Raw genomic sequence first — 26,139 nt, 5'->3', positions numbered from 1 at the left:
GCTGCTGCTGATCGGTGCGCTTTTCACGGCGATTCGCTTTACGTCCTCGCCTGAACAGCAGACGGAATCGCTTCCGCAGTAAGCCGTCACGGCTCTGCCAGCGGCAACGCCGCCCTCCCCTCCAGAATATCCCTCACCTCTTTTTTAGGCACGATTGACTCTTCGTTAAGCATCAGGCCCGGCAGCAATCGTGTCGGAGCCCGGCCGCCTTTAACTGCGCGCACCAGCACGCGTATGGCAGGCTTTCCCGCTTCGCCATGAACCGGCAGGACCACAAGGCTGCCGAAGCCGCGTGACAGCGCTGCCAAAACCTCACTGATTCCATCCGCGCGCCAGATCAGAGTCAGCACGCCGTTCGATCGGAGGATACGCCGCGCTGCATGCACCCACGCATGCAGCGTCTGCTCGGTCGCAACATGCGCGGTGTGGCGGGACGGATCCGGCGAGCCACGATGCCTGTCCGGATTGTTGAAGGGAGGATTCATCAGCACCGCGTCGACACTGTCGGGCACCAGCCCGTGTGCCGCGAACGCCGGCGCGTCGGCGGTGACGTCGAGCACGATCGCCTCGGCGGCGATCGCGTTCGCCGCCGCATTGGTGCGTGCCAGCCCCGCCAGTTCCGGATCGATCTCGACCATGCTGAGCCTGATGCCGGCGACGCGGCGGGCGAGCGCGAGGCCCGCCGTGCCGATACCGGCGCCAAGATCGACCACGCGGTCACCCGCCTGGGCCTGCGTCGCCGCCGCCAGCAGGATCGCGTCATGCCCGGCGCGATGGCCGGACCGCTTCTGCTTCAGGAGCAACTGTCCACCGAGAAAGGCGTCCTCGGTGATATCTGCTGCGGCCTCAATCATCGCCGCGCAGTTCGTGGCTGAGGCCGGCGTCGGTCAGGATCTGCCGGGCCTCGAGGGCGTCGTCCTCGTGGACTAGGATCCGCCGCGGCAAAATGCCGAGCGAGCCCTCAATGATGCTCATATTCTGGTCCAGCACCAGATGATGGATATTGGCGCCGTCGAGCAGCGCGCCGATCGCCGACACCAGCACCATGTCGTTGGTCCGAACCAGTTCACGCAAAACTGAGGTCTCCTGCCCAAGGGGGGCTAAAGCGGCAAATGTCAATGGTTCCGCAGGCCTTGCCGCATCCGCCGCCAGTTTCTATTGTATTTCCATCAGAATAGCCCTTCCGGGGCAAATATTGGAGACCGGCGTGGCCGTCATCGTACCTTTCGAAACTCCCGGCGCGTCGATCGAAGAGCTGGTTGCCCTTGTCGCCCCTGATATGGAGCGCGTCAACGCCACGATCCTGTCGCGAACCGGTTCGGACGTGACCATGATCCCAGAGGTGGCCAACCATCTGATCTCCTCCGGCGGCAAGCGCCTGCGGCCGATGCTGACGCTGGCCATGGCCAACCTCGCCGGCTACACCGGCGACGGCCACATCAAGCTCGCCGCGTCCGTCGAGTTCATGCACACCGCGACCCTGCTCCACGACGACGTCGTCGACGAGAGCGAGATGCGCCGCGGCAAGCTGTCGGCGCGCATGCTCTGGGGCAATGAGGCCAGCGTGCTGGTCGGCGACTTCCTGCTGGGACAGGCCTTCCGCATGATGGTCGAGGTCGGCTCGCTGCGCGCGCTCGACATCCTCTCCGCGGCCGCTGCCACCATCGCCGAGGGCGAGGTGATGCAGCTTGCGGCTGCCAAGAACACCGCGACCACCGAGGACGAATATCTCGCCGTGATCCGCGGCAAGACGGCCGAGCTGTTCGCCGCCGCCTGCGAGGTCGGACCTGTCATCGCCAACCGCCCGAAGGCGGAGCAGACCGCCTGCCGCTCGGTCGGCATGAATCTCGGCATCGCCTTCCAGCTCGTCGACGACGTGCTCGACTATGGCGGCAAGAGCGCCAAGCTCGGCAAGAACACCGGCGACGATTTCCGCGAGGGCAAGATCACCCTGCCCGTCGTGCTCGCCTTCCGCCGCGGCAACGACACCGAGCGCGCCTTCTGGATCCGCGCGCTCGAGCGCGGCGAGATCGGTGACAGCGATCTCGACCACGCCATCGGGCTCATGAACAAGCACCGCGCACTCGAGGACACGCTGAGCCGCGCCCAGCACTACGGCGCCATGGCCGTCGACGCGCTGGCGCTGTTCCCGCCCTCGCCGATGAAGAGCGCGCTGGAGCAGGTGGTGGCATTCTGTTTGGCAAGGTCGCATTAGGCGCTGGTCGTTTCGGCACACTGCGTACAACACAGTCAGTGTCGTCCCGGCGAAGGCCGGGACCCATACCGCGTGATCTATCGATGACGCGCGGTGTTCCTACCGCGCGACGACACCTTCACTACCAGTCTTCGTCAAACTTCTCCCCGTGGTTATGGGTCCCGGCCTTCGCCGGGACGACATCGGGGAGATAGTTCGCCACCGCACCACCACCGTCATTGCGAGCGCAGCGAAGCAATCCAGAATTCCTCCGCGGAAACAGTCTGGATTGCTTTGCTGCGCTCGCAATGACGGAGTATGGCGCGAGGCCATCGTTCGCCAACACACATTTCAGATCGCAGCGCGAGCTGCACAGTCTTGCGGCCCCACACCGCATCCGCGGGCGCCCACCCAGTAACTTGCATTTTGCAAGTGACTACTCTAACCTTCCCGCCATGCAGCCCAAATCCCCCTCCATCCTGGAATGCCCCGTCGGCCGCGCCGTGGAGACGGTCGGCGAATGGTGGAGCATCCTGATCCTGCGGGACGCCTTTCAGGGGGCGACGAAGTTCGACGAGTTTTCGAAAAACCTCGGCATCGCTCCGAACATCCTGTCGCGACGGCTCGCCCATCTCACCGAGAGCGGCATGTTCGTGCGCCGCCGCTATCAAGAGCGGCCGCCGCGCTATGAATATGTGCTGACCGACAAGGCGCGGGATTTCTTCCCCGTGGTCGCGGCGCTGCTGGCCTGGGGCAACAAGCATCTCGCCCCTAAAGGCGAAGCCATCCTGCTGGCCAACCGCAGCGATCGTCGTCCGTTCGATCCTGTGATCGTCGATGCCACCGACATGCAGCCGATCACGCTCGCCAATGCGGTCATCATCGCAGGTCCGGGCGCCAGCCGCTTGATGCGCAGACGGCTCGCCTTGCTCAAGGCCATGAACCCGGCCGTCGCGCCGGCTGGAGACTGACATGCGTCGTATCGTCGTGACGGGAATGGGCGCGGTGTCGCCGCTCGGCTGCGGTGTTGAACTCACCTGGCGCCGGCTGCTCGCCGGCCAAAGCGGGCTGCGTCCCCTGCCGGAGTGGTCGCAGGTGCTGCCGGCGCGCATTGCCGGGCTCGTGCCCGACAAGGCCGATGACGCCGAAGGCGGCTTCGATCCCGCGCAGGCTGCCGCGCCAAAAGACCAGCGCAAGATGGACCGCTTCATCCTGTTCGCGCTGCTCGCCACGGCAGAAGCAGTCGCGCAGGCCAAATGGACGCCGCAGGATGCAGCCACGCTGGAACGCACAGCGACGATCATCGCCTCCGGCGTCGGCGGCTTTCCGGCGATGGCGGAAGCCGTGCGCATCACCGAGCAGCGCGGCGCGCGCCGGCTGTCGCCGTTCACGATCCCCTCGTTCCTCGCCAATCTCGCGGCCGGCCACGTCTCGATCAAATATGGCTACAAGGGTGCACTGGGCACGCCCGTCACGGCGTGCGCGGCCGGCGTGCAGGCGATCGGCGATGCCGCGCGCATGATCCGCGCCGGTGAAGCCGACATCGCGATCTGCGGCGGCGCAGAGGCCTGCATCGACATCGTCAGCCTCGGCGGCTTTGCCGCGGCGCGCGCACTGTCGAGCTCCTTCAATGACACACCTGCGCGGGCCTCGCGCCCGTTCGATCGCGACCGCGACGGTTTTGTGATGGGCGAAGGCGCCGGCATCCTGGTGATCGAGGACCTGGAGCACGCGCTGGCCCGCGGCGCGACGCCGATCGCGGAGGTCGTCGGCTACGGCACGACGGCGGACGCCTACCACATGACGTCGGGTCCGCCCGATGGCGACGGCGCCCGCCGCGCCATAGAGATCGCGCTCCGACAGGCCAAGCTTGCGCCCGCGGATCTGCAGCACCTCAACGCGCATGCGACGTCGACGCCGGCCGGCGACGAAAGCGAGCTTGGCGCGATCGCCACGCTGTTCGGCCGCAACCGCGGCATTGCCGTGAGCGCGACCAAATCGGCCACCGGCCATCTGCTCGGCGCTGCCGGCGGCCTGGAGGCAATCTTCACCGTGCTCGCGTTGCGCGACCAGATTGCGCCGCCGACGCTCAATCTCGAAAACCCCGACGCGGGCGCTGACGGCATCGACATCGTCTCAGGAAGCGCGCGGCCGATGCCGATGCGACACGCCATCTCCAACGGGTTCGGCTTCGGCGGGGTGAATGCCAGCGTGATCTTCCGCCGGATGGGCTGAACGAGGGGCCTTGCAATCGCGGCAGCCTGCGCTACGAAAACAGGATGACCGAAACCAATTTCTGGCTGTTCCTGGCCGCAGCATTTCTCATTGCGGCAATTCCAGGCCCCGGTATTTTTTACGTCGCGGCACGCACCCTGTCGGAAGGACGCGCGAGCGGCTTTGCCTCGACCGCGGGCACGGCGCTGGGCGGGATGGTTCACGTCGTGGCCGGCAGTCTCGGCATCTCCGCGGTCATCCTGGCCAGCGCGGAACTGTTCACCGCGGTGAAGTTTGTCGGCGCGCTTTATCTGGTCTGGCTCGGCATCAAGACGTTCCGCAGCGCCGGCCGGGCACTGTCGCTCGAGAGCGAAGCCGTCGGCGACAAGCGCGCATTTCGCGACGGCGTGCTGGTCGAGGCGTTGAACCCGAAGACCGCGGCGTTCTTTCTCGCCTTCATTCCGCAATTCCTCGATCCCGCAGGATCGAATCCGACGCTGCAATTCATCATGCTGGGTGCGATCTCGGTGACGCTGAACACGCTCGCCGATGTCGTCGTGGTGCTGATGGCATCCGCGACACGCACGCAACTGATCGGACGGCCGCACCTGATGCGGCGTCTCACGCAGGGCTCCGGCGTCTTCATCGCGGGCCTCGGACTCTCGCTCGCGCTGGCGCGGCGACCCGCCAATGGCTAGTGCCCCGCACGATCGCTTCTATGAATCACACGGCCTGCGGCTGCACTATGCCGACTGGGGCAACGAGAGCGCGCCGCCCCTCATCCTGGTCCATGGCGGCCGCGATCATTGCCGCAGCTGGGACGTCATCGCGCGCTCGCTGCAGCCGCATTATCACGTGATCGCGCCCGACCTGCGTGGTCACGGCGATTCCGACTGGACCAAGGGCGGCAGCTACGCGCTGACCGAGTATGTGTACGATCTCGTCCAGCTCGTCCGCACCATCGCCGCGCCTCAGATCACCCTCATCGGCCATTCCATGGGCGGCATGGTGAGCCTGATCTTCTCAGGTTCATTCCCGGAGCAGGTCGCCAAGCTCGTCGTCCTCGACGGCGTGACCATGCTGCCGGACTCGCCGAAGCCGCCGGCGCACGAGCGCATCGGCAAATGGGTCAGCCAGCTCGACAGACTGCACGACCGCACGCCGCGCCGCTATGCGACCCTCGCGGATGCGGCCGCGCAGATGATGCTGCACAACAAGCGTCTCGCCCGCGACGTCGCGCTGCATCTTGCCACCCACGGCGCGCGGCAGAACGAGGACGGCACCTATAGCTGGAAGTTCGATCCCTATCAGCGCGCCAGTGCGCCGCACCGGCTCTGGTCGGACGATCACGTCGCGCTGTGGTCGCGCATCGCCTGTCCGACGCTGCTGCTCAATGCCGGGGAAAGCTTTCTGGCCGGCGCGAAGGCAGCCGGCCTGGAGCGTTATTTCCCGCAAGCGCGTGTCGAGACCATCGCCGGTGCTGGACACTGGCTGCAGCACGACAAGCCGCAGGAGGTGCTGGCTGCGATCCGGCAGTTTTTGGGATTGACCGAGGACGGCGCGGGTTAGCCGAGAATCGTAGCCCGCATGAGCGCAGCGACATGCGGGAAGCCGCGAGGAAGAGTCCCGGATATCGCTTCGCTCATCCGGGCTACGGCATTGTCGCCGGGGAAAAGACCTAGCTCAACGTCCCCGCATGCACCCACCAGCCGGGGTGATCGCGCCGGATCTTCTCGGCGGCGGCATGCGCATCGCTGGCTGCGCCGTAGATCGCAAAGCACGTCGCGCCGGAGCCGGACATGCGGGCGAGCTTGACGCCGGCGGAATCGCGCAGTGCTTCCAGCACCTGGCCGATCACGGGCTCGATCCGCAGCGCGGGCGCTTCGAGATCGTTGGCGACGGTTTCGAGAACCTCGATCCAATCGGCGATCGACCCGCCCTCCTCCGGCCAGGCCGGCGCTTCGAGAACCGAGGTGGCGCCGACCAGAAGCTCGCCGTTGCGCAGGCCCAGCGCCTGGAACACGTCCTTGGTGGCAACAGGCACGCGCGGATTGACCATCACGCAGGGCATGCTCGGCAACGCGAGCGGCAGCAGCTGCTCGCCGACGCCGGTCATGTCGCAGGCGCGCGAGAGCAGGCACACCGGCACGTCGGCGCCGGTCGCGAGCGCAACCTTCTGAAGGCGGGGATCATCGAGGGAGAGATTGTTGAGGCGCGCGAGCAGCCGCAGCGCCGCCGCGGCATCGGCCGAGCCGCCGCCGATGCCGGCCGCCACAGGAAGCACCTTGTCGAGCGAGAAGGCACCGAGCTTCAGGCCCGGCACGGCCTCGGCCAGAAGCCTGGCCGCCTTGAACACGAGATTGTCGGCGGTCTCGCCACAGGCTGCGGCCAGCGGCCCGGTGGTGGTGAGCTTCAGCTCGCCGCCCGGCTCCAGCGTGAGCCGGTCCGCGCAGTCGGCAAAGGCGACCACGCTCTCGAGATCATGATAGCCGTCGGCACGACGGCCGACGACGCGAAGGCTCAGATTGACCTTCGCGCGCCCTTCTTCAATCAACGCCGGCATTGGCGATCAGCCCCCAAACTCACTCTTAGCCGCCCTTGCCGTCGTCCTTTTTCTTCTCGGCCTGCGCCGCGGAAGAGTTGGAATTGTCCTCGGTCATTCCGTTAGCGATCTTGGCCTCGATCTTCGGAAGGTCATCCGGCTCGGGCTTGAGATCGCGCGCATGCGACCACTGGAATTTGGCTTCCAGCGTGCGGCCGACGCGCCAATAGGCATCACCAAGGTGATCGTTGATGGTGGGATCTTCCGGCTTGAGATCGATCGCGCGCTCGAGGTTCTTCACCGCCTCTTCGTAGTTGCCGATGCGGTAATAGGCCCAGCCGAGGGAATCGACGATGTAGCCATCGTCGGGACGCTGCTCGACGGCGCGCTTGATCATCTTCATGCCCTCGTCGAGGTTCACGCCCTGGTCGATCCAGGAATAACCGAGATAGTTGAGGACATGCGGCTGGTCGGGCTGCAGCTCGAGCGCCTTCTTCATGTCGGCTTCGGCCTTGGCCCACTGCTTGGAACGCTCCTCGCAGATGCCGCGATAATAGTACCAGACGCTGTTGGCCTTGTCGGCGCCGGCCGGCAGCACCTCGATGCCCTGCGAATAGGTCGCGCCGCAGTCGCCAAACCGCTTGCGGCCGCGCTCGATATTCCCGAGCGCCATGATCGCTTCGAGATCCTTGGCATCCTCCGTCGTGACGCCCTTGAGGATCTTGATCGCCTCGTCGGTGCGGTCGGCGGAATCGAGGTCGATGGCGAGCTGGATCTGCGCGTTGCGCTTCAGCGGCGAGGTCGACGGCACGCGCTCATAGACCTTGATCGCCATTTGCGGCCGCTTCACCGATTCATAGAGATCGGCGAGCGAGAGCAGCGCCAGCGGATGGCTGGGCTGCAGGTAGAGCGAGAGCTGGAGATAGACCAGCGCCAGATCCTCGCCGCCGCGGCGGGTCAGTGTGGCGCCGATGCCGTAGAGCGCTTCGGCGGCGCCGGCCTGCGCGGAATCGATCAGCGGCGGCAGCTTCTTGCCGGCCTTGGTGTCGCGCAGACCTTCCACGATCAGCGGATGGCGGGCCAGCTTCTTGTCGAAGGCCTGGTAGACGGTGGTCGCCGCGGCCGAATCCTTGTTGCGCGACAGCCAGCGCGCATAGGCCTCGGTGACGCGCAGCATGGAATCGTCGAGCTTGTAGGCGCGCTCGAAGCGCGTGCCGGCGTCCTTCTCCTTGCCGGCGAGCTCGAGGATCATGCCGGTGTGGAGATCCTTGAACAGCGGATACCACTCGGGACCTGCGAGCTTGTCGATGGTGGCGACGCCGCCCTTGGCATCGCCGGCGCCATAGGCGGCCCAGCCCGACAGCAGCGTGGCGACGAGATCGGTGATCGGACCGCGGATCGACTGGTTGATGTTGGTCTGCGCGGTCGCGTACTTCTTCATCTTCAGATCGTGCACGCCGACGACGAGGCGCGCGACGCGGTTGGTCTTGTCGATGGTGAGGATGCGCTCGGCGAGCTTGACCGCCTCATCGATGTCGCCGTCGGCGACCGACGAGATGAAGGCGCGGTCGAGCAGTTCGTTGTTCTTGGGATCGGTGCGAAGCGCCGAGCGGTAGAATGCGGCGGCGGAAGCCGCGTCACGCTCGACGCTGGCGTGGCGGGCGGCAAGATAGCTGCCGGCGGTGGTGAGCGACTTCAGATCGTTCCGGGTCGGAAACTGCGCCGCCGTGTCGGACGGATGGTCCGGCGTCTGCGCCAGGACCGCGCCGGGGACCGTCGCGATCGCTGTGCCCATGAGGGCGATGGCGGCAACAGTCCAGCGGTTGAAACGATTTGAGAACATCAGGGCTCGCCTTGAGTTGGTAGTGCCTGGGTTTGCAGCAGAAGGCCGTCTCGCATGCGAACGCGGCCTGCGGCATCGGGACCCGGAACCGTCGGGCCGACAATGCCGCTTTTGGCGTCTCGCCGCAAGGATTCGGACCGGGCGATCCCCTCCGCACGCCCCAAATCGGCCAACAGCGCCCCAAGACCCCGCCACTATGGCCTTATCGTGGCCGCGGCAGGTGGCCGCAGCCGGGTCCTCACGCGAACGTGCGCCAGATCACCTTTTGTGACCTGGTCCGCGCTGATCTGGTCCGCTCTTACATCGCCTCGTAGTTCGGGCCGCCGCCACCTTCCGGCGGAACCCAGGTGATGTTGCCGTTGGGGTCCTTCACGTCGCAGGTTTTGCAGTGGACGCAGTTCTGGGCGTTGATCTGGAAGCGCGGGCTCGTCCCCTCCTCGACCCACTCGTAGACGCCGGCCGGGCAATAGCGATTCGAGGGACCCGCGAAGACGTCGTGCTCCGAGGTCTTCTGCAGGTTCATGTCCGCAACCTTGAGATGGACCGGCTGGTCCTCTTCATGATTGGTGTTGGACAGGAACACCGAGGACAGCTTGTCGAAGGAAATCTTGCCATCAGGCTTCGGGTAGTTCTTCGGCGCATGGCTCTTCGCCGGATCGAGCGTGGCGCGGTCGGGCTTGCCGTGCGACTGGGTGCCGAACAGCGAGGCGCCGAACAGCGTGTTGCACCACATGTCGAAGCCGCCCAGCGCGACGCCGAGCACGGTGCCGAACTTCGACCACAGCGGCTTGACGTTGCGGACCAGGAACAGGTCCTTGCCGACCGACGAGGAGCGCCAGGCGTTCTCATATTCGACGAGCTCGTCATTGGCGCGATCCGCGGCAAGCGCAGCGGCGACGTGCTCGGCAGCCAGCATGCCGGTGCCCATCGCATTGTGTACGCCCTTGATGCGGGGCACGTTGACGAAGCCGGCCGCGCAGCCGATCAGCGCGCCGCCGGGGAAGCTGAGCTTCGGCACCGACTGATAGCCGCCCTCGGTGATGGCGCGCGCGCCGTAAGCGAGCCGCTTTGCGCCCTCGAAGGTGCCGCGGATCGACGGGTGCGTCTTGAAGCGCTGGAACTCGTCGAACGGCGACAGATACGGATCGTCGTAGTTGAGGTGCACGACGAAGCCGACGGCAACGAGATTGTCGTCGTAATGATAGAGGAACGAGCCGCCGCCGGTCTTCAGGTCGAGCGGCCAGCCGAAGGAATGCTGGATCATCCCCTTCTGATGCTTGGCGGGATCGATCTGCCAGACTTCCTTGAGCCCGATGCCGAACTTCGGCGGCTCGCTCTTGGCATCGAGCGCGAACTTGTTGATGAGCTGCTTGGTCAGACTGCCGCGCGCGCCTTCGGCGAACAGCGTGTACTTGCCGAGCAATTCCATGCCACGGGTGAAGGAGTCCTTCGGCTTGCCGTCGCGGCCGATGCCCATGTCGCCGGTGGCGATGCCCTTGACCTTGCCCTCCTCGTCATAGAGCACCTCGGCCGCGGCAAAGCCCGGATAGATCTCGACGCCGAGCGCCTCCGCTCTCCGCGCCAGCCAGCGACAGACATTGCCGAGCGAGCCGATGTAGCAGTGATGGTTGTCCATCAGCGGCGGCATCATGAAGTTCGGCAGCTTGATCGCGCCGCCGCCGGTCATCCAGTAGAAGCGGTCGTCCTTCACCTGGGTCTTCAGCGGGCAGTCGGCATCCTCGCGCCAGTCCGGAATGAGCTTGTCGAGCCCGGCCGGGTCGATCACCGCGCCCGAAAGAATATGCGCGCCGACCTCGGAGCCCTTCTCCACCACGACGATGTTGAGATCGGCGTTGAGCTGCTTCAGCCGGATCGCGGCCGACAGGCCCGAGGGGCCGGCGCCGACGATGACGACGTCGAATTCCATGGATTCGCGCGGGGGAAGTTCTTCGGTGCTCATCTGATCTCAGCCCTTGAGACGGTCCTTGGTCGTTTGCCCTCTTGTTTCCGATTTTTCCGGGTAGGACAACCTCGGAATCGCGTTCCGCCGGGATGCAAGGCCGTCCAAGGTGATATAAAAGTCAGACTTTCCCATGATCCCCGAACCCGCACCCACCGTCCGAGAGCTGCTCGCCTTCTATCTGGAGGCCGGAGTCGACTGCGCGCTGGCGGAGGAACCGATAGACCGCCTGGCGGAAATCGATACGCCACCGCCGGCCCCGCGCGCGGTGCCGGTCGAGGCGCCGCGGCCGGTTGCGGCGCCCGCGGTGATGCGTGGCGAGGCCGCGCCTGCACCCGACGTCGCCATCGCTTCGGCGCGCGAGGCTGCGCGCACCGCGCCGACCCTGGAGGCGCTACGCGAACTGATGCAGAATTTCGAGGGCTGCGCGCTCAAGCACACGGCGACGCGGCTGGTGTTCGCCGACGGCAACCCGCAGGCGCGCATCATGTTCGTCGGCGAGGCGCCGGGCCGCGATGAGGACATCGAGGGACTGCCCTTTGTCGGGCGCAGCGGCAAGCTGCTCGATCTCATGATCGGGGCGATCGGGCTCAACCGCACCACCGCCTATATCGCCAACGTCATTCCCTGGCGGCCTCCCGGCAACCGCACGCCGACGCCGCAGGAGACGCAAGTGTGCCTGCCCTTCATCCAGCGCCAGATCGAGCTGGTAAATCCGGATGTGCTGGTGACGCTCGGCAATCCCTCGACGCAGACGCTGCTGTCGACGCGCGATGGCATCATGCGCACCCGCGGGCGCTGGTTCGACTACGACACCGGCCAGCGCACCATCCGTGCGCTGCCGACGTTCCATCCGGCCTATCTGCTGCGCTCGCCGTCCTACAAGCGCCTGGCCTGGCAGGATCTGCGCGCGATCGCGAAGGTGCTGGCGCAAGGCGCGGCGTAACCACATACACGCCGTCATTCCGGGGCGCGGCAAAGCCGCGAACTATGATGCGCAATTGCGCATCAGAGAATCCATTCATCCACCGACTCTTCCGCTTGATGGATTCCGGGCTCTCGCTTCGCGAGCCCCGGAATGACTGCGCATGTGGCTACGTCCCCTTCGGCCGCACGATGGCCCAGCCGATGCGCAGCAGCTGCTGGCGGCCGGTCACGAGCCATTCGAAGGCGCGCGGGACTTCCGGCACGATGCCGGGGAAGCGCTTGAGAATTTCGGGCGGCGGGGTGCCGGCGGTATCGGAGGCGCGCCAGACCACGACACCGCCGGTCTCGCTGAACTTGGCCTGATTCATCCACGGCGTGCGCGCAGGCTCGGCATCGATGAAGAGATGCGGCCGGCCGGAATGCAGCGTGATCAGGCTGGCGAGCTGGGTCTCGCCGGCAACCGCGCGCAGGCGATGGTTGGTGCGGCGGGCGAAGCTCTCGTCGAAGAAATCCGAGATCGCGCGCGCCGGCATCGAGGTCGCAATCTCGTTGGCACCGGTCCAGGGCAGGAACAGCACGGCGAGCACCACGCCGGCGGCGGGCGCGACGACGGCGGCGGCCCAGACCATGCGCAGCATCCGCGCACGGCGCATCGCGATGAGGTCGCCGGCCATAACGACCACCGCAAGCCCCGACATGACCAGCACGACGCCGGCGCCGCCGACAACGGAATCGAGGCCGAGCACGGCCGAGATCAGCACCGCGCCGAGCGCCGGCGCCAGCGCAAAGAAATAGACGAAGCTGCGCGCGAGCGGCTCGACCGGCGGGCGGTAGATGATCGGCGCCTCCTCGCCCCTGGCGACGAACAGGCGGGTGTTGAGGAAGGTCAGCGCCGGAATCGCGGCAGCCCCGAGCACGAGCCAGCCGAGCAGCCAGGCCGCGTGCAATGCGCGGGCGTTCAGCTCGGCAAGCTGCGGCAGGGCCGGCAGCACCAGCGTCTCGGACCGCATCAACCAGACGGCATAGGGCAGCGCCAGCACGGCGACGACGATCAGCGCGAACAGCGGGTCGAGCGCCCGCAGCGTGCGGCGGCCGCCGGCGGTTGCGAGCGCAAAGATGACGAGCAGGAGCAGCAGGAAGACCGCAGCAGGCGTCGTCAGCAGCAGGAGACCCGCCTCGATCGACCAGGCGAACCAGGCATTGCCGCGGCGCTGGCCGATGATCTGCCAGGAGTGCAGCAGCAGCAGCGCCCAGAGCGGGCGGGCCAGGATGAGCGGACCGAAATCGAGCGCGGGCGAGGAGAAGGCGAGCACCGTCATGGTCAGGAGCACGGCGAGCACCGCCTGCTGCGAGCCGACCACGGCGCGGGAGAGATGATAGAGCGCGATGAAGGTCGCGATCTCGCAGAGCTGGGCAAGCACATAGACGCCGAACATGTGGCCGCCGGCGAGGCGGTAGGCGATGTCGGCGAGCCAGACCGGCAAGGGCGGGCCGAGATCGGTACCGACCTGGTATTCCCTGCCGAAGGCCAGCAGCGTCGCCAGCGAGCCCGGCGGGCTGCGGTAGAACAACAGCGCCACGAACAGCCACATCGCGGCCTGGAGCAGCACGGCGATCCACACGATCAGCCGCGGCCGGGCGCGAATGAGCTCGATGACCAGGGAGGTAAACCGCATGCAACGTCCGAAAGATGCAGCCAACCCGTCCAGCCGGCCCTATTCGCCCACGGCTACTTTGATAAGGGGCGTCACGCGTCGTGGCAACGACCGTCTGCCCTAGAGTCCGGCAGAGGCATCAATTTCAACGCTTGCATCCACCTGCACCTCGACCTCGGTGCCCTCGAACAGATCCCGCACCGGCTCGACGGTCCAGGGCATGTGCTTGGCCCGCGCCGCCGCAACCGGTGCGAAGAAGCTGCGGTGATGGACGGTGGGGCCGAGGCGGTTGAGCGCGTCGAGGTGCTCGGGGACGCCGTAACCCTTGTGCTGCTCGAATCCGTAGCCGGGGCAGTCCTGCGCCAGCGCGCACATCAGCCGGTCGCGCGTCACCTTGGCGACGATCGAGGCCGCCGCAATCGACAGCACGATGCCGTCTCCGCCGATCACGGCCTCGCAATCGCAGGCGGTATCGAGCCGGTCGCGGCCGTCGACGAAGACATGCTTGGGCGCCTCGGGCAGCGCCACCACGGCGCGCTTCAGCGCCCACAGCGAGGCGCGCAGGATGTTGTCGCGGTCGATTCGCGCGGGCGAGGCGACGGCGACCGAGACCTGGGCGGTGGCGCAGATCTTGTCGAACAGTTTTTCGCGCTCCTCAGCGGTGAGGCGCTTGGAATCGTCGATGCCGCGCGGAATGCGGTCGGGATCGAGAATCACCGCGGCCGCCACCACCGGCCCGGCCAGAGGACCGCGGCCGGCCTCGTCGCAGCCGGCGATCGGCCAGACGCCGCGCTTGATCAGCGCGCGCTCGCGGCGGAAGCTCGCTTTTGCTGGCGCAGCCTTTTTCGCAGCAGGCTTCTCTGGCGCGTCTTTGGCCGATTTCTTGGCGGACTGGTCCCGAATCATGGCGGGGATCGTGCGCAAGCAGCCCAGCCGGCGCAACCGGGAACCAATCGCAATTCCCGTTATTCAGGCCGGCGCCCCCTACTCCGCCAGATGCACCCGCCGGTCCTCGCCGACCTCGATGCCGGGCGCCACCACGGCCTCCCAGACATGGCCGTCGGGATCGGCAAAATAACCGCAATAGCCGCCGTAATCGGTCTCGCACGCAGCCTTCAGCAGCCTTGCCCCCTTGCTGACGGCGAAAGCCAGGACCGCATCGACCTCCCCACGCGCGCGACAGTTCCAGGCGAGCGTCGTGCCGCGGAAGGCCGCCGGCCTCGGCTCATCAGGCAGCGACGCATCCGCCGCGAGCAGATCCCAGGGAAACAGTGCGAGCACCGGCCCGCCGGTGTCGTAGAACGCAACGGCCTCGCCGGTCGCCTTCAGCCGGCGTGAGAAGCCGAGGGCATCATAGAACGCGATGCTGGCGCGGATGTCGGCAACGCCCAGCGTGATGACGGTGAGCCGCGGCACCGGCACCGTGAGTTCCTTGCTCATGCTACGCCTCTTCCACTTCCCTGATCAGAACAGGCTGAGCTGATCGCCGTTCCGCTTCGGCCGCGCAAAGTGATCCGTGGTCAGCTTGGAGCGGCGCTTGTTGAGCCCGAGCCTGTCGCAGGCGATCTCGAAGCGGCGGCCGATGGTCCAGGCCATCGGTCCGGTGCCCTTCATCCGCTCGCCCCATTTCGCGTCGTAGTCGCGGCCGCCGCGCATGTCACGGATCAGCGTGAAGACGTGGCGATAGCGGTCCGGATAGTTTGCCATCAGCCATTCGCGGAAGAGATCGCGCACCTCGAGCGGCAACCGCAGCAGCACATAGGAGGCTTCCTTGACGCCGGCATGGGCGGCGGCATCGAGAATGCGCTCGATCTCGGAATCGTTCAGCGCGGGGATCACGGGCGCCACCATCACGGTGGTGGGAATGCCGGCCTCCGAGAGCTGCTTCAGCGCCTCCAGCCGCCTCGGCGGCGTCGAGGCGCGCGGCTCCATGGTACGCGCCAGCTTCTGATCGAGCGAGGTCACGGAGATTGCGACCTTGGCGAGGTTGCGCTTGGCCATGCGCGAGAGAATGTCGATGTCGCGCACCACCAGCGCCGATTTGGTGACGATGCCGACGGGATGCCCGGTGCGCTCCAGCACCTCCAGGATGCCGCGCATGATTTTGCGCTCGCGCTCGATCGGCTGATAGGGATCGGTGTTGGTGCCGATCGCGATCATCCGCGGCTCGTAGCCGGGGGCGGCGAGCTCCTTCTCCAGCAGCGAGGGCGCCTCGGGCTTCACGAACAGTTTCGACTCGAAGTCGAGCCCCGGCGACAGGCCGAGATAGGCGTGGGTCGGCCGCGCGAAGCAATAGACGCAGCCATGCTCGCAGCCGCGATACGGATTGATGGAGCGATCGAAGCCGATATCGGGGGAGTCGTTGCGGGTGATCACCTTGCGCGAGGTGTCGACCGCCACCGTCGTCATGAACGGCGGCAGATCATCCAGGCTCTGCCAGCCGTCGTCGAAGGCGACGCGCGCCTCGGCCTCATAGCGGCCGCTGGCATTGGACTGCGCACCCCGACCTCGCCTGCGCTGACGGTCGATGGCGACCGCCAGTTCGGGAAAATCAGAGTCCGCACCCGCCGGCTCGGAGGGCGCCTTGACCGGCGGGTGCTTGAGAGCATGAGAGGATGCTGCTGGACTCATGAAGCCAAGATAGCACGCAAAAGGAACAAATCAAGAACACAAACAAAAAACTCGAAAACAACCCCATGCACAGTAGAGCTGCCCAAACTTCGCGCGCCCGCCTTTGACCTCACGCAACACGACCGTCACGACCATCCCGTTTCATGACCGACGGATCGATCAAGCCGGAACCGGGTTGATGACGATCGCTGTGTGAAGGTCGGCAGGAACATGACAATCCAACAAAAAACGGCCGCCGCGAGCGGCGACCTCAATCTCCTCGATCGCTACTGGCGCGCTGCCAACTACCTCTCGGTCGGGCAAATCTACCTGCTCGACAACCCGCTGCTGCGGGAGCCGTTGCGGGCCGAGCACATCAAGCCGCGTTTGCTGGGACATTGGGGCACGACGCCCGGTTTGAACTTCATCTACGCCCATCTCAACCGCGTCATCCGCGCGCTTGATGTCAGCGTGCTCTATGTCTGCGGCCCCGGCCATGGCGGACCGGGCATGGTCGCCAACACCTATCTCGAAGGCAGCTACAGCGAGATCTATCCCGATATCGCGCGCAATGCGGACGGATTGCGCAGACTGTTCAGGCAGTTCTCCTTCCCCGGCGGCATTCCGAGCCACGCGGCGCCCGAGACCCCCGGCTCGATCCATGAGGGCGGCGAGCTCGGTTATGCACTGGTGCACGCCTATGGCGCGGCGTTCGACAATCCTGATCTGATCGTGGCCTGCGTCGTCGGCGACGGCGAAGCCGAGACCGGTCCGCTCGCGGCGTCCTGGCACTCCAACAAGTTCCTGAGCCCGGCCCATGACGGCGCAGTGCTGCCGATCCTGCATCTCAACGGCTACAAGATCGCCAACCCGACCGTGCTCGGGCGGATGCCCGACAGCGAGATCCGCGATCTGTTCCGCGGCTTCGGCCACGAACCGCTGTTCGTCGAGGGGGACGATCCCAAATTGATGCACCAGGCCATGGCGGACGCGCTCGACGTCGCATTCGCCAGCATCCGCTCGATCCAACAGCACGCCCGCGACGGACGCAAGACGGTCGAGCGGCCGCGCTGGCCGATGATCGTGCTGCGCAGCCCGAAGGGCTGGACCGGCCCGAAGGAGGTCGACGGCAAGAAGGTCGAGGATTTCTGGCGCGCGCATCAGGTGCCTGTTGCGGGCTGCCGCGAGAATCCGGCGCATCTGAAGATCCTCGAAGACTGGATGCGCAGCTACGAGCCGGACAAACTGTTCGACGCGAGCGGCGCGCTCGTCCCCGAGCTCCGGGCGCTGGCGCCCGAAGGTAACAGGCGCATGGGCGCCAATCCGCATGCCAATGGCGGCCTCCTCAAGAAGGAGCTGAAGCTGCCGGACTTCCGCAGCTTTGCCGTGGACGTGCCGCAGCCTGGCGGCGTCACGAGCGAAGCGACGCGCGAGCTCGGCAAATTCCTGCGCGACGTCATTCGTCTCAATGCGCTAGAGCGCAACTTCCGCATCATGGGCCCCGACGAGACCGCGTCAAACCGGCTGGATGCGGTCTTCGAGGCGACCGAGCGGGTGTGGATGGAGCCGACGGAGCCTTACGACGTGCATCTCGCGCAGGACGGACGCGTGATGGAGGTGTTGAGCGAACATCTCTGCCAGGGCTGGCTCGAAGGCTATTTGCTCACCGGACGCCACGGCTTCTTCTCCTGCTACGAGGCCTTCATCCACATCGTGGATTCCATGTTCAACCAGCACGCCAAATGGCTGAAGGTGACGCGGCATCTGCCGTGGCGGCGACCGATCGCCTCGCTGAACTACCTGCTGACCTCGCATGTCTGGCGCCAGGACCACAACGGCTTCAGCCACCAGGATCCCGGCTTCGTCGATCTCGTCGCCAACAAGAAGGCCGACATCGTCCGCATCTACTTCCCGCCGGATACCAACACGCTGCTGTGGATCGCCGACCATTGCCTGCGCACCTACAACCGCATCAACGTCATCGTCGCGGGCAAGCAGCCTGCGCCGCAATGGCTGTCGATGCAGGAGGCCGCGACGCATTGCGATGCCGGCATCGGCATCTGGACCTGGGCTGGCACGGAAGATGCCGGCGACGAGCCGGACGTGGTGATGGCCTGTGCCGGCGACGTCCCGACGCTGGAGACGCTCGCCGCCGTCGATCTCCTGCGCAAGGCGCTGCCCGATCTGAAAATCCGCGTCGTCAGCGTCGTCGACCTCATGACGCTGCAGCCGAGGGATCAGCATCCGCACGGTCTGTCCCACCGCGACTTCGACAGCCTGTTCACGCGCGACAAGCCGGTCATCTTCGCCTATCACGGCTATCCCTACCTCATCCACCGTCTCACCTATAACCGCACCAACCATGCCGGCCTGCATGTGCGCGGCTTTGCCGAGGAAGGCACCACGACGACGCCGTTCGACATGGTCGTGCTCAACGAGCTCGACCGCTATCACCTCGCGATCGAGGCGATCGAGCGCGTCCCGGGTCTGGCGACCAAAGCCGCGCGGGTGAAGCAGCAATTCCGCAACAAGCTGATCGAACACTCCCGCTATGTCCGCGAGCACGGCGTGGACATGCCTGAGATTCGCGACTGGGTCTGGCCGGGCAAGGCGGGGTGAGGCCATGCCGGCGCCAGAGGCGGTCCTTGTCCTCAATTCGGGATCGTCGAGCATCAAGTTCGGCCTGTTCGACATCTCGGCGGCCGAGCCTGTCCTGCTCTGCAAGGGCCTGCTCGACGAGCACGAGAACAAGCCACGGCTCGTCGTGAGAGACGCCGCGGGCAATAGCCTGTTCGACAAGCAGCGGGCGGACTCGGATACCGACAGCGGTCACCTGTTCGCTGAGGTGCTTGCCTTTATCGAGGACCGGTTCGGCCAGGGCAGCTTGCGCGCGGTCGGCCATCGCATCGTTCATGGCGGTCCGGATCATTCGGGTCCGATCGTCCTGACGGACGACGTCACCACGAAATTGGAGGCGTTGACGCCGCTGGCGCCGCTGCACCAGCCGCGCAGCCTCGCGCCTATCCGCGCCATCTCGGCGATCCGGCCCGCGCTGACGCAGATCGCCTGTTTCGACACCGCCTTCCACCACGGCCTCGCGCCACCGGCCAGCCGTTTCGCCATTCCAAGGCGCTACGAAGCACGCGGCGTCCGGCGCTACGGCTTTCACGGCCTCTCCTTCGAATATGTCGCGGGCCGTCTGGCCGAGATCGCGCCGGAGCTTGCGGCCAAGCGCACCGTCATCGCGCATCTCGGCAACGGGGCAAGCCTGTGTGCACTCCGCGATGGTCGCAGCGTGGACACCACGATGGGACTGACGCCGCTCGATGGTCTCGTGATGGGCACGCGAAGCGGCACCATCGATCCCGGCGTGCTGCTCTATCTGCAGCAGCACGAGAAGATGTCGGTCGAGGATGTTCAGCACCTGCTCTATCACCAGTCGGGCCTGCTCGGCGTCTCCGGCCTCTCCTCCGACATGCGGACGCTGCTCGCAAGCCGCGACGCTGCGGCGCGCGAGGCGGTGGATCTGTTCGTCTTCCGCGCGGCGCAGCAGATCGCGATGATGGCAACCACGCTTGGCGGGCTGGACTGCGTGGTCTTCACCGGCGGCATCGGTGAGCATGCCTGCGAGATCCGCGGCGCGATCGGCGAGCGTCTCGGCTGGCTCGGCATGCGTATCGATGCATCGGCGAACGTCGCGGCGCGCGAGCGGATCAGCGATGGCGATAGCGCGGTTGATGTCTTCGTCATTCCCACCAATGAAGAAATGACGATCGCGCGTCATTGCGCGGCGTTGCTCCGCGAGCGGCACGCTGCATGACGATTTTATGAATGATCTGGCGCAATGCCGCCGCCGCGGCTTCGCGGCATAGAGACGGCGCATCAATCTTCGTGCGGACAGATCATGAAAACCCAGATCATCGAAGAACTCGGACAAGGCGACATCCTGTTGCCCGCCCTGGTGACGGAAGGGCTCGCCGCCAACGACCGCATCAAGGTGCGGATGAGCGCGCTGCAAGCTGCGGCCCACCACGCGCAGGAGCCTGGCCGGACAGCGAGCGACCTCGGCGTCGAGAGTCAGACGGCCGGCATTGCCGCCGCCGCGATCGCGGCGCTGATCGGCGGCGCCCATCTGATCGGGCAGGACCGGCTCGCGGCGCCCGGTCTCGCCGAGCTGATGCAGAACATCCAGGACGACGCCGCGACCATGATCCGCGCCGTCGGCGCCGGCACGGCGAGTGAAGGCGCCAAAGCGCAGGTGCGGTTTGAGGCGATCCGCGCGGCCGGCCTGCTCGATGCCACCGGCGAGATCGAGAAGTCCCGCATCGCGCGCCTGACCGGCCTCACCGAGAGTGCCGGCGACAGCCTGCACCGCCTCGTGATGGATCTGCACAAGCAGCTCAACAGGCTTGCCGCGAGCTGCGCGGAGGAAGCCCTCGACGGCGCCCATGTCTTCGGCCTGCACGGCGAAGACCGCACCGCGGTCGCAGCCTTCATGAAGGGCCTGAACGCCACGCGGGGCCTCAAGTTCAATCATCCCGGCCTCGACACCATGGCGATGCGCGCCGGCGGACGGCTGCTGATCCAGAACGACATCGGCACCACCGACGCCCATGTCGTCGTCATCGCGGTGAAGAAGAACGCGGTCACCGTCACCTACACCGACGTGCACCTGGCGCGGGCGAAGTTCTTCATCTCGCTGTTCGACGAATTCGAGGCGACCTGGAGCGGCCTCGATCGTCACACCGCCGCAGGTCTCGGCGAAGACAATTCCTTCTATCTCGTCACCGGCCAGTACGAGGCCGGGCACGCCGCCGATCGCAACGAATTTCTCGCGGCCGCCGGCGCCGCGCTGGTCTTCCTGATCGACTGGAACAAGGCCCGCAAGCTGCTCAGGACCTGGGTCGCCAAGGACGATGCGGCCCGCATCCTCGAATGGGCGGCGCGCCAGCGGATCGGTCACCGCGGTTTTCTCGAGCTTGGCGGCAACGAGCTGTTGGGCTCCGCGGTCCGGAATGCAGCCCCGTCGCGGATCGGCTTCGGCGAAAGGCTCGACCAGGCGCTGGGCCGCACCGCCGCGATCGACTTCCTCAAGGCCTCGCTGCGCGCCTCGACCGAGGCGCTGCTCGCAGGCCGCTCGGTCAGGACCGTCCGCGACCAGATCGAAGCCGACCTGATGCGGCATCTCGATCGCGTCGACGGCACCCTGCTCGCGGCCGTGTTGCGACAGATCGGCCTTGCCCACGATCTCGTCGCCGCGGTTGCGCGCCATCTCGCCGCGCTTCGGGCCGGCCAGGCTGCCGACGGCGCGCTGCTGGTGCAACGCTGCGGCGCGATCGAGCAGAAGGCCGACCGTATTGCACTCGAAGGCCGCAAGGAGGTCGATCGCCTCAATGCCCGCCCGCTGATCGGCCAGTTGATCGATCGCGCCGAAGAAGCCGTCGACGAGCTGGAACAGGCCGCGTTCATCGCTTCGCTGCTGCCCGAACGGTCGGATCCCGCACTGCTGGCGGCGTTGGCCGAGCTCTGCACCGTGGCCGCGACCGCAACGGAGGTCGCGTCCAGCGGCGTCGCCGCGGCGATGGACGTTCCCGAAGGACGGCGGGCCGATTCCGAGGACGCGCTCTCGGCCGTGATGCGGCTGATCGATGCCGAACACGCCGCCGATACATGCGAGCGCGCGACGACCGCGCTGGTGTTCCGCAGCGGCTTCGACGTCGCGACGTCGTTGTCGGTGATCGAGCTTGCCCGCGCCATCGAACGCGCCACCGATCGCTTCGCCGCGTTCGGCCATCTGCTCCGCCGTCACATCATGATCGATCTCGCAGCTTGAGGAAGCCCCCATGCATATCGTGCGTATCGGCGCTGACGCGACCGAATTGCGGCCAGCCGAAGAGATCGGCGCCAAGGCCGCCAACCTCGCCCGGATGGCCGCGCTCGGACTGCCCGTGCCTCCCGCCTTCGTCCTGCCGGTCAAGCTCTGCGCCGAAATCATCGCCGGCCGCGCCCACGCAGCGCAGCATCTGCGCGACGGCCTGAAAGACGGGATCGCATTCCTGGAGCGCGCGACCGGCAGGCGCTTCGGCGACCGCAGGCAGCCGCTTCTGGTATCCGTACGTTCAGGCGCGGCGCGATCGATGCCGGGCATGCTCGAGACCGTTCTCAACGTCGGCTGCACGTCCGATGCCGTGCACGGCCTGATCCGTGCGACCGGACGGCCGCGGCTTGCGTGGGATTGCCGGCGCCGTTTCCTGGAGAGTTTTGGCGAGACCGTGCTGGAGGTGGACGCGGGCGCATTCGCCGCGCGCATCGCCGAGCGCGTCGGAGCCGAATGCGCCGCCAATGACCGCGAGCTCGACAGCGAAGCACTGGAGCGGCTTGCCGGCGACGAGCAGGCGCTGGTCGAGGATCGCGCCGACGGCTGGCTCGACGATGCCTTCGCGCAACTCGAGGCCGCGGCGGAGGCGGTCTACCGGTCCTGGATGAGCGAGCGGGCGCGCGCCTATCGCAGCCTGCAACATCTCGAGGCGCTCGAAGGCACCGCCGTGACCGTGCAGACGATGGTCTTCGGCAATGGCGGCCTTGCCTCCGGTGCCGGCGTGGCCTTCTCGCGCGATCCCTCGACGGGCGCGCCGCACCCGATGATCGACCTGGTGCTGGATGCGCAAGGCGAGGACGTCGTCTCCGGACGCCGTGCGCCCGACACCACTGAAGCGATCACGCGCGAACTGCCGACGCTCGAGCGCGAGCTTGGCGAGGTCCTGAGGCGGCTCGAGCGCGAATTCGCCGACGTGCAGGACGTCGAGTTCACGGTCGAGGACGGCAAGCTCTGGATCCTCCAGACCCGCGCGGCCAAGCGCACGCCGCGAGCTGCGGCGCGGATCGCCATCGATCTCGTGCATGAGGGCCTGATCGCGAGGGACGAGGCCCTCGCGCGCATTGCCGAGATCGACCTTGCTTCCCTCACCGAGACCAACTTGGTTGCTCCCGGCAAGCCGGCAACGACCGGCATCGGCGCCTCCGGCGGCATCGGGATCGGACGCGCGGCCTTCGATTCCGAAAGCGCCCGCCGCCTGTCGGCCGCAGGCGAGCCGGTCATCCTGCTGCGTCCCGATACCAGCACCGCCGACGTCGCCGGCTTTGCGGTGGCGGCCGGCATCGTCACGGCAGTCGGTGCTCGCACCTCGCATGCGGCCCTGGTGGCGCGGCAGATGGGCAAGCCCTGCGTGGTCGGCTGTCGCCAGTTGAAGATCGATCCGGTCACGCGGCAGGCGCAGCTTGCGGGCGCCGTGCTCTGCGAAGACGAATGGGTCACGATCGATGGCGATAGCGGAGAGCTCTATCTCGGGCGCTGCGAGACCGTCGAGACACGGCCGGAGGCCGAGCTCGCCGAGATCGCTGCGTGGCAATCGCCGGCCGGGCGCCCCGAAACGCAGGCTGCAGCTCAGTGAGTCCCTGACAATATCTGGATGCAGCCGATCACGACCTCGATCACGATCAGCACCACGACCGCGATTTCGAGGCGAAGCGAGCGCTGGGTGTCGATGATGTCGGTCAATGCGTTGGCGGTCTCCGACACGGCGGTGAGCTTGCGCTCGAGCGTATCGAGGCGCTCCTTCAATTCGTACTCGTCTTCGAGGCGGGCATAGAGCCGGTCGAGCTCGGGCTTCTCCCAGAGCACGTCGGGCTTCTCCGCCACCGCAACACGGCCGGCAACGCGCTGCTGTACCAGCAGCGCACTGCCGATCAGTTGCAAAATGCCCTTGCGGCGGCGCGGCGTGCGGCCGCGCTCGGCCAGCTCGCGCGCGAAGGGCTCGATGACGTCGAACACCGCAGCAACCCGCCGCTCGTCGCGGGCCAGCGACGTGCTCTTGGCGAGCGCGTCCGCGACCAGAAGCAACCGGTCATCGGAGAATTTGGCGAGGTAGATCGGCCCGCCCGGCTGGATCGCTTCAGTGCTTTCATCCTTGCACGGCTGCGCGTGCGCGATCTCCTCCTCGTAGGGGCTGAGCTCGCCGATCACGCGCGGCTTCAGGCTGTCGATCAGCACCTTCTCCTCCGAAGGCAAGAGGCCGATCAGCACCACGACGCCGTAGCGGAAGATCACGGCAAGGCCGGCATGGACGCGGAAGGCGGCCGGCATCGACGACACCAGCGTGCCGATCTCGAGGCCGGACGCATTGATGCGGTCCCCCAGCATCAGCGCCCGGATCCGCAAGCTCGGCGCGGCGTCCGGTCTGGGAGATGCAGTCGACGCGCTAACGGCGAGTTGATCGGCGTTCATGCAAGGCCTCATCAGCACCGTGGATTGCAGGCTTTTCCCGTTCCCCGGTGTCGGTCCACTCGCATCCTCCGTATGCAGGATTGCGGTAGCCTGCATGCTGCGCAAAGATCGCAGGGAAACTCCGGGATAATACTGTCACCGCGAATTCACGCCGAAATATTCGGCAATATTGCCACCCCGCACGGGACATATTTGGATGCGATGGCTCCAGCAGTTTACCATCGAACAGCGAAGCCTCACCGAAAAGTTGCACTCGGCAATACCTCGTGTTTATGACAACATCATATTGAGTTACGCTTCTCCGGAAGCGGGGACACTGAAGCTTCAATCATGCTGAGCGTCATCATTCCGACCGAAGGCGTCGAGCAGACGGCGGTCGCAACCCTGGCCGCGCTGGTGCCCGGTGCCGCCGCCGGGATCATCCGGGAAGTGCTGCTGGTCGACGGGACCCCGAACGGGGTCATCGAGCGCGTCGCCGACGTCGCTGGCTGCCGTTTCATCGGCTTCGAGGGGTCCTCGCAGGGCGCGGCGCTCGCCGCCGGCGCGCTTCAGGCCCGTTCGCCCTGGCTGATGTTCCTCCCCGCAGGCGCGGTGCTGGAAACCGGCTGGATCGAGGAGACCACCCAGTTCATCCAGACCGTCGCGACCAGCGGCCGGGACCGGGCGGCGGTGTTCCGCTATGCACGCACGCCTTACGCCGATACCGGGTTCCGCGATCTCCTCCGGGCCGTGGCGCGCAAGCTGGTCGGCCCGTTCGGCGATCAGGGCCTTTTGATCGCGCGTGATCATTACGACCGGATCGGCGGCTATCCGCCCCAGGCCCGCCGGTCCGAGGCGCGGCTGCTGCGGCGGCTCGGCCGCTCGTCCCGGACCATGCTGCGCAGCCGGATCGTCATGATCGGCTGAGGCCACCAATACTTGCCAAAGTCAAATAATTATTTGACAATGGCAAGTATCGAGGTGAGCCATGTCATTTGCCGGAACTAACGACCCCATCGCAGCGGTCCGCGCCTTCAACCGCTTCTATACCCGCAAGCTTGGCGTGCTCGACCAGCACCTTGGAAAGACCCCGTTCTCGCTCAGCGAGGCCCGGGTGCTCTATGAGCTCGCCCATCGCGACGACCTTGCGGCGAAAGAGATCGGAAACGAGCTTGGTCTCGACCCCGGCTATCTCAGCCGCATCGTCCAGAGTTTTGACGAAAAGGGGCTGATCACGCGCAGACCCCTGCCCGCAGATCGCAGGCAATATCAGCTCAGCCTCACCGCCAAGGGCCGGCAGACCTTCGCCAAGCTGAACCTGAGCTCGCAGAACGAGGTCGCCGCGATGCTGGCCCAGCTTTCAGCCGACGATGCGACGCGGCTCACGCAGGCCATGGCAACCATCGAGGCTGTGCTGGAGCAGCGTCGAAGCCTGCCCACGGCATTCATGCTGCGCAGCCATCGCGTCGGTGACATGGGCTGGGTCATCTCCCGACAGGGCGCCGCCTATGCCGCGGACTACAACTGGGACATCAGCTACGAGGCGCTGGTCGCCGAGATCTGCGCGCAGTTCATCAGGAACTACGACGCCGCGCGCGAGCACTGCTGGATCGCGGAAGTCGATGGCGAGCCGGTCGGCTCGGTCTTTCTGGTCAAGACGACGGACGAGATCGCCAAGCTGCGCCTGTTGCAGGTGGAGAAGAAGGCGCGCGGGCTAGGTGTCGGCCGCGCCCTGGTCGAGCAATGCATCCAGGGCGCCCGCGAAAGGGGCTACAGCAAGATGACGCTGTGGACGCAAAGCATCCTGGTTGCCGCGCGCGGCATCTACAAAAGTGCCGGCTTCAAGCTCGTGAAGGAAGAGAAGCACCACAGTTTTGGTGCCGACCTAGTCGGCGAGACGTGGGAGCGGGATCTCTGATCTCGCTGCGGGC

The 26,139-nt window shown here is 66.4% G+C and carries 22 protein-coding genes; 12 read left to right on the top strand and 10 right to left on the bottom strand.

Features of this window, described 5'->3' with window-relative positions; translation table 11 throughout:
* Positions 1-86 precede the first annotated feature (86 nt).
* Both JQ635_RS09900 and JQ635_RS09895 read right to left on the bottom strand, forming a co-directional pair.
* Positions 87-854 (bottom strand): tRNA1(Val) (adenine(37)-N6)-methyltransferase, encoded by a 768-nt coding sequence (locus JQ635_RS09900; protein WP_211409670.1) that lies wholly within the window; start codon positions 852-854, stop codon positions 87-89.
* Complete coding sequence (locus tag JQ635_RS09895; RefSeq protein WP_018648792.1) at positions 847-1,074, bottom strand: DUF2007 domain-containing protein; 228 nt, start codon at positions 1,072-1,074, stop codon at positions 847-849. The genes JQ635_RS09900 and JQ635_RS09895 overlap by 8 nt, the downstream gene beginning before the upstream one ends.
* Positions 1,075-1,207: 133 nt before the next feature.
* On the opposite strand from JQ635_RS09895, the gene JQ635_RS09890 reads away from it, so the two are divergent.
* The 5 genes from JQ635_RS09890 to JQ635_RS09870 all read left to right on the top strand — a co-directional run bounded on the left by JQ635_RS09890 (position 1,208) and on the right by JQ635_RS09870 (position 5,977).
* Positions 1,208-2,215, top strand: coding sequence for a polyprenyl synthetase family protein (locus JQ635_RS09890; protein WP_080135719.1), 1,008 nt, complete (start codon positions 1,208-1,210; stop codon positions 2,213-2,215).
* A 434-nt stretch (positions 2,216-2,649) separates the two neighbouring features.
* Positions 2,650-3,165: a winged helix-turn-helix transcriptional regulator gene (locus JQ635_RS09885; protein ID WP_211409669.1), complete on the top strand. Its 516-nt coding sequence runs from the start codon at positions 2,650-2,652 to the stop codon at positions 3,163-3,165.
* Position 3,166: 1 nt separating this feature from the next.
* Positions 3,167-4,429 (top strand): beta-ketoacyl-ACP synthase II, encoded by a 1,263-nt coding sequence (gene fabF, locus JQ635_RS09880; RefSeq protein ID WP_211409668.1) that lies wholly within the window; start codon positions 3,167-3,169, stop codon positions 4,427-4,429.
* Between the two features lie 44 nt (positions 4,430-4,473).
* The gene (locus JQ635_RS09875; protein WP_211409667.1) at positions 4,474-5,106 is read left to right on the top strand and encodes a LysE family translocator; all 633 of its coding nucleotides are present in this window, start codon (positions 4,474-4,476) and stop codon (positions 5,104-5,106) included.
* A complete protein-coding gene (locus JQ635_RS09870; RefSeq protein WP_211409666.1) occupies positions 5,099-5,977 on the top strand; it encodes an alpha/beta fold hydrolase in 879 nt (292 codons plus the stop codon). The genes JQ635_RS09875 and JQ635_RS09870 overlap by 8 nt, the downstream gene beginning before the upstream one ends.
* Before the next feature lie 109 nt (positions 5,978-6,086).
* On the opposite strand, the gene JQ635_RS09865 is transcribed toward JQ635_RS09870, so the two are convergent.
* The 3 genes from JQ635_RS09865 to JQ635_RS09855 form a co-directional block, all read right to left on the bottom strand.
* Entirely contained in the window at positions 6,087-6,971 is an 885-nt protein-coding gene (locus tag JQ635_RS09865; RefSeq protein WP_211409665.1) for a 4-(cytidine 5'-diphospho)-2-C-methyl-D-erythritol kinase, read from the bottom strand.
* A 25-nt stretch (positions 6,972-6,996) separates the two neighbouring features.
* Positions 6,997-8,793 carry a tetratricopeptide repeat protein gene (locus tag JQ635_RS09860; protein ID WP_211409664.1) on the bottom strand — a complete coding sequence of 599 codons (1,797 nt, stop codon included), beginning with the start codon at positions 8,791-8,793 and terminating at the stop codon, positions 6,997-6,999.
* A gap of 298 nt (positions 8,794-9,091) precedes the next feature.
* Complete coding sequence (locus JQ635_RS09855) at positions 9,092-10,753, bottom strand: electron transfer flavoprotein-ubiquinone oxidoreductase (RefSeq protein WP_211409663.1); 1,662 nt, start codon at positions 10,751-10,753, stop codon at positions 9,092-9,094.
* 133 nt (positions 10,754-10,886) lie between these two features.
* On the opposite strand from JQ635_RS09855, the gene JQ635_RS09850 reads away from it, so the two are divergent.
* Positions 10,887-11,699: a uracil-DNA glycosylase gene (locus tag JQ635_RS09850; RefSeq protein WP_211409662.1), complete on the top strand. Its 813-nt coding sequence runs from the start codon at positions 10,887-10,889 to the stop codon at positions 11,697-11,699.
* Between the two features lie 148 nt (positions 11,700-11,847).
* Here the strand turns inward: JQ635_RS09850 and JQ635_RS09845 are convergent, their stop codons facing one another.
* The 4 genes from JQ635_RS09845 to JQ635_RS09830 all read right to left on the bottom strand — a co-directional run bounded on the left by JQ635_RS09845 (position 11,848) and on the right by JQ635_RS09830 (position 15,966).
* Positions 11,848-13,356 (bottom strand): glycosyltransferase family 39 protein, encoded by a 1,509-nt coding sequence (locus tag JQ635_RS09845; protein WP_211409661.1) that lies wholly within the window; start codon positions 13,354-13,356, stop codon positions 11,848-11,850.
* Between the two features lie 99 nt (positions 13,357-13,455).
* Positions 13,456-14,241 carry a ribonuclease HII gene (locus JQ635_RS09840; protein ID WP_211409660.1) on the bottom strand — a complete coding sequence of 262 codons (786 nt, stop codon included), beginning with the start codon at positions 14,239-14,241 and terminating at the stop codon, positions 13,456-13,458.
* Positions 14,242-14,319: 78 nt separating this feature from the next.
* Positions 14,320-14,775 (bottom strand): VOC family protein, encoded by a 456-nt coding sequence (locus JQ635_RS09835; RefSeq protein ID WP_211409659.1) that lies wholly within the window; start codon positions 14,773-14,775, stop codon positions 14,320-14,322.
* Between the two features lie 24 nt (positions 14,776-14,799).
* Positions 14,800-15,966: a PA0069 family radical SAM protein gene (locus JQ635_RS09830; protein ID WP_211409658.1), complete on the bottom strand. Its 1,167-nt coding sequence runs from the start codon at positions 15,964-15,966 to the stop codon at positions 14,800-14,802.
* 210 nt (positions 15,967-16,176) lie between these two features.
* On the opposite strand from JQ635_RS09830, the gene JQ635_RS09825 reads away from it, so the two are divergent.
* From JQ635_RS09825 to JQ635_RS09810, 4 genes are all read left to right on the top strand, one after another.
* Positions 16,177-18,564: a phosphoketolase family protein gene (locus JQ635_RS09825; protein WP_211409657.1), complete on the top strand. Its 2,388-nt coding sequence runs from the start codon at positions 16,177-16,179 to the stop codon at positions 18,562-18,564.
* A 4-nt stretch (positions 18,565-18,568) separates the two neighbouring features.
* The gene (locus tag JQ635_RS09820) at positions 18,569-19,765 is read left to right on the top strand and encodes an acetate/propionate family kinase (RefSeq protein WP_211409656.1); all 1,197 of its coding nucleotides are present in this window, start codon (positions 18,569-18,571) and stop codon (positions 19,763-19,765) included.
* 84 nt (positions 19,766-19,849) lie between these two features.
* Positions 19,850-21,778 carry a hypothetical protein gene (locus JQ635_RS09815; RefSeq protein WP_211409655.1) on the top strand — a complete coding sequence of 643 codons (1,929 nt, stop codon included), beginning with the start codon at positions 19,850-19,852 and terminating at the stop codon, positions 21,776-21,778.
* A 10-nt stretch (positions 21,779-21,788) separates the two neighbouring features.
* A complete protein-coding gene (locus JQ635_RS09810; RefSeq protein WP_211409654.1) occupies positions 21,789-23,396 on the top strand; it encodes a PEP/pyruvate-binding domain-containing protein in 1,608 nt (535 codons plus the stop codon).
* Here JQ635_RS09810 and JQ635_RS09805 read toward each other — a convergent pair.
* On the bottom strand, positions 23,390-24,229 hold the full coding sequence (locus JQ635_RS09805) for an RMD1 family protein (RefSeq protein WP_211409653.1): 840 nt from the start codon (positions 24,227-24,229) through the stop codon (positions 23,390-23,392). The genes JQ635_RS09810 and JQ635_RS09805 overlap by 7 nt on opposite strands.
* 330 nt (positions 24,230-24,559) lie before the next feature.
* On the opposite strand from JQ635_RS09805, the gene JQ635_RS09800 reads away from it, so the two are divergent.
* Together JQ635_RS09800 and JQ635_RS09795 are read left to right on the top strand one after the other, a co-directional pair.
* Entirely contained in the window at positions 24,560-25,135 is a 576-nt protein-coding gene (locus JQ635_RS09800) for a glycosyl transferase (protein ID WP_211409652.1), read from the top strand.
* Positions 25,136-25,196: 61 nt separating this feature from the next.
* Entirely contained in the window at positions 25,197-26,126 is a 930-nt protein-coding gene (locus JQ635_RS09795; RefSeq protein ID WP_211409651.1) for a bifunctional helix-turn-helix transcriptional regulator/GNAT family N-acetyltransferase, read from the top strand.
* Positions 26,127-26,139: the final 13 nt, after the last annotated feature.

The sequence above is a fragment of the Bradyrhizobium iriomotense genome, from assembly GCF_018130765.1.
Lineage (GTDB): Bacteria > Pseudomonadota > Alphaproteobacteria > Rhizobiales > Xanthobacteraceae > Bradyrhizobium > Bradyrhizobium iriomotense_A.
The sequence above is the reverse complement of the archived record's forward strand: the minus strand, read 5'-3'. Positions and strand labels throughout refer to the sequence as shown.

Bases quoted from the DNA above. Each gene is read 5' to 3' on its own strand.
- JQ635_RS09815 (WP_211409655.1), top strand. From the start codon at position 19,850: ATGAAAACCCAGATCATCGAAGAACTCGGACAAGGCGACATCCTGTTG.
- JQ635_RS09860 (WP_211409664.1), bottom strand. From the start codon at position 8,793: ATGTTCTCAAATCGTTTCAACCGCTGGACTGTTGCCGCCATCGCCCTC.
- JQ635_RS09865 (WP_211409665.1), bottom strand. From the start codon at position 6,971: ATGCCGGCGTTGATTGAAGAAGGGCGCGCGAAGGTCAATCTGAGCCTT.
- fabF (WP_211409668.1), top strand. From the start codon at position 3,167: ATGCGTCGTATCGTCGTGACGGGAATGGGCGCGGTGTCGCCGCTCGGC.
- JQ635_RS09870 (WP_211409666.1), top strand. From the start codon at position 5,099: ATGGCTAGTGCCCCGCACGATCGCTTCTATGAATCACACGGCCTGCGG.
- JQ635_RS09800 (WP_211409652.1), top strand. From the start codon at position 24,560: ATGCTGAGCGTCATCATTCCGACCGAAGGCGTCGAGCAGACGGCGGTC.
- JQ635_RS09850 (WP_211409662.1), top strand. From the start codon at position 10,887: ATGATCCCCGAACCCGCACCCACCGTCCGAGAGCTGCTCGCCTTCTAT.
- JQ635_RS09845 (WP_211409661.1), bottom strand. From the start codon at position 13,356: ATGCGGTTTACCTCCCTGGTCATCGAGCTCATTCGCGCCCGGCCGCGG.
- JQ635_RS09825 (WP_211409657.1), top strand. From the start codon at position 16,177: ATGACAATCCAACAAAAAACGGCCGCCGCGAGCGGCGACCTCAATCTC.
- JQ635_RS09830 (WP_211409658.1), bottom strand. From the start codon at position 15,966: ATGAGTCCAGCAGCATCCTCTCATGCTCTCAAGCACCCGCCGGTCAAG.
- JQ635_RS09855 (WP_211409663.1), bottom strand. From the start codon at position 10,753: ATGAGCACCGAAGAACTTCCCCCGCGCGAATCCATGGAATTCGACGTC.
- JQ635_RS09805 (WP_211409653.1), bottom strand. From the start codon at position 24,229: ATGAACGCCGATCAACTCGCCGTTAGCGCGTCGACTGCATCTCCCAGA.
- JQ635_RS09875 (WP_211409667.1), top strand. From the start codon at position 4,474: ATGACCGAAACCAATTTCTGGCTGTTCCTGGCCGCAGCATTTCTCATT.
- JQ635_RS09840 (WP_211409660.1), bottom strand. From the start codon at position 14,241: ATGATTCGGGACCAGTCCGCCAAGAAATCGGCCAAAGACGCGCCAGAG.
- JQ635_RS09900 (WP_211409670.1), bottom strand. From the start codon at position 854: ATGATTGAGGCCGCAGCAGATATCACCGAGGACGCCTTTCTCGGTGGA.
- JQ635_RS09885 (WP_211409669.1), top strand. From the start codon at position 2,650: ATGCAGCCCAAATCCCCCTCCATCCTGGAATGCCCCGTCGGCCGCGCC.
- JQ635_RS09795 (WP_211409651.1), top strand. From the start codon at position 25,197: ATGTCATTTGCCGGAACTAACGACCCCATCGCAGCGGTCCGCGCCTTC.
- JQ635_RS09820 (WP_211409656.1), top strand. From the start codon at position 18,569: ATGCCGGCGCCAGAGGCGGTCCTTGTCCTCAATTCGGGATCGTCGAGC.
- JQ635_RS09810 (WP_211409654.1), top strand. From the start codon at position 21,789: ATGCATATCGTGCGTATCGGCGCTGACGCGACCGAATTGCGGCCAGCC.
- JQ635_RS09835 (WP_211409659.1), bottom strand. From the start codon at position 14,775: ATGAGCAAGGAACTCACGGTGCCGGTGCCGCGGCTCACCGTCATCACG.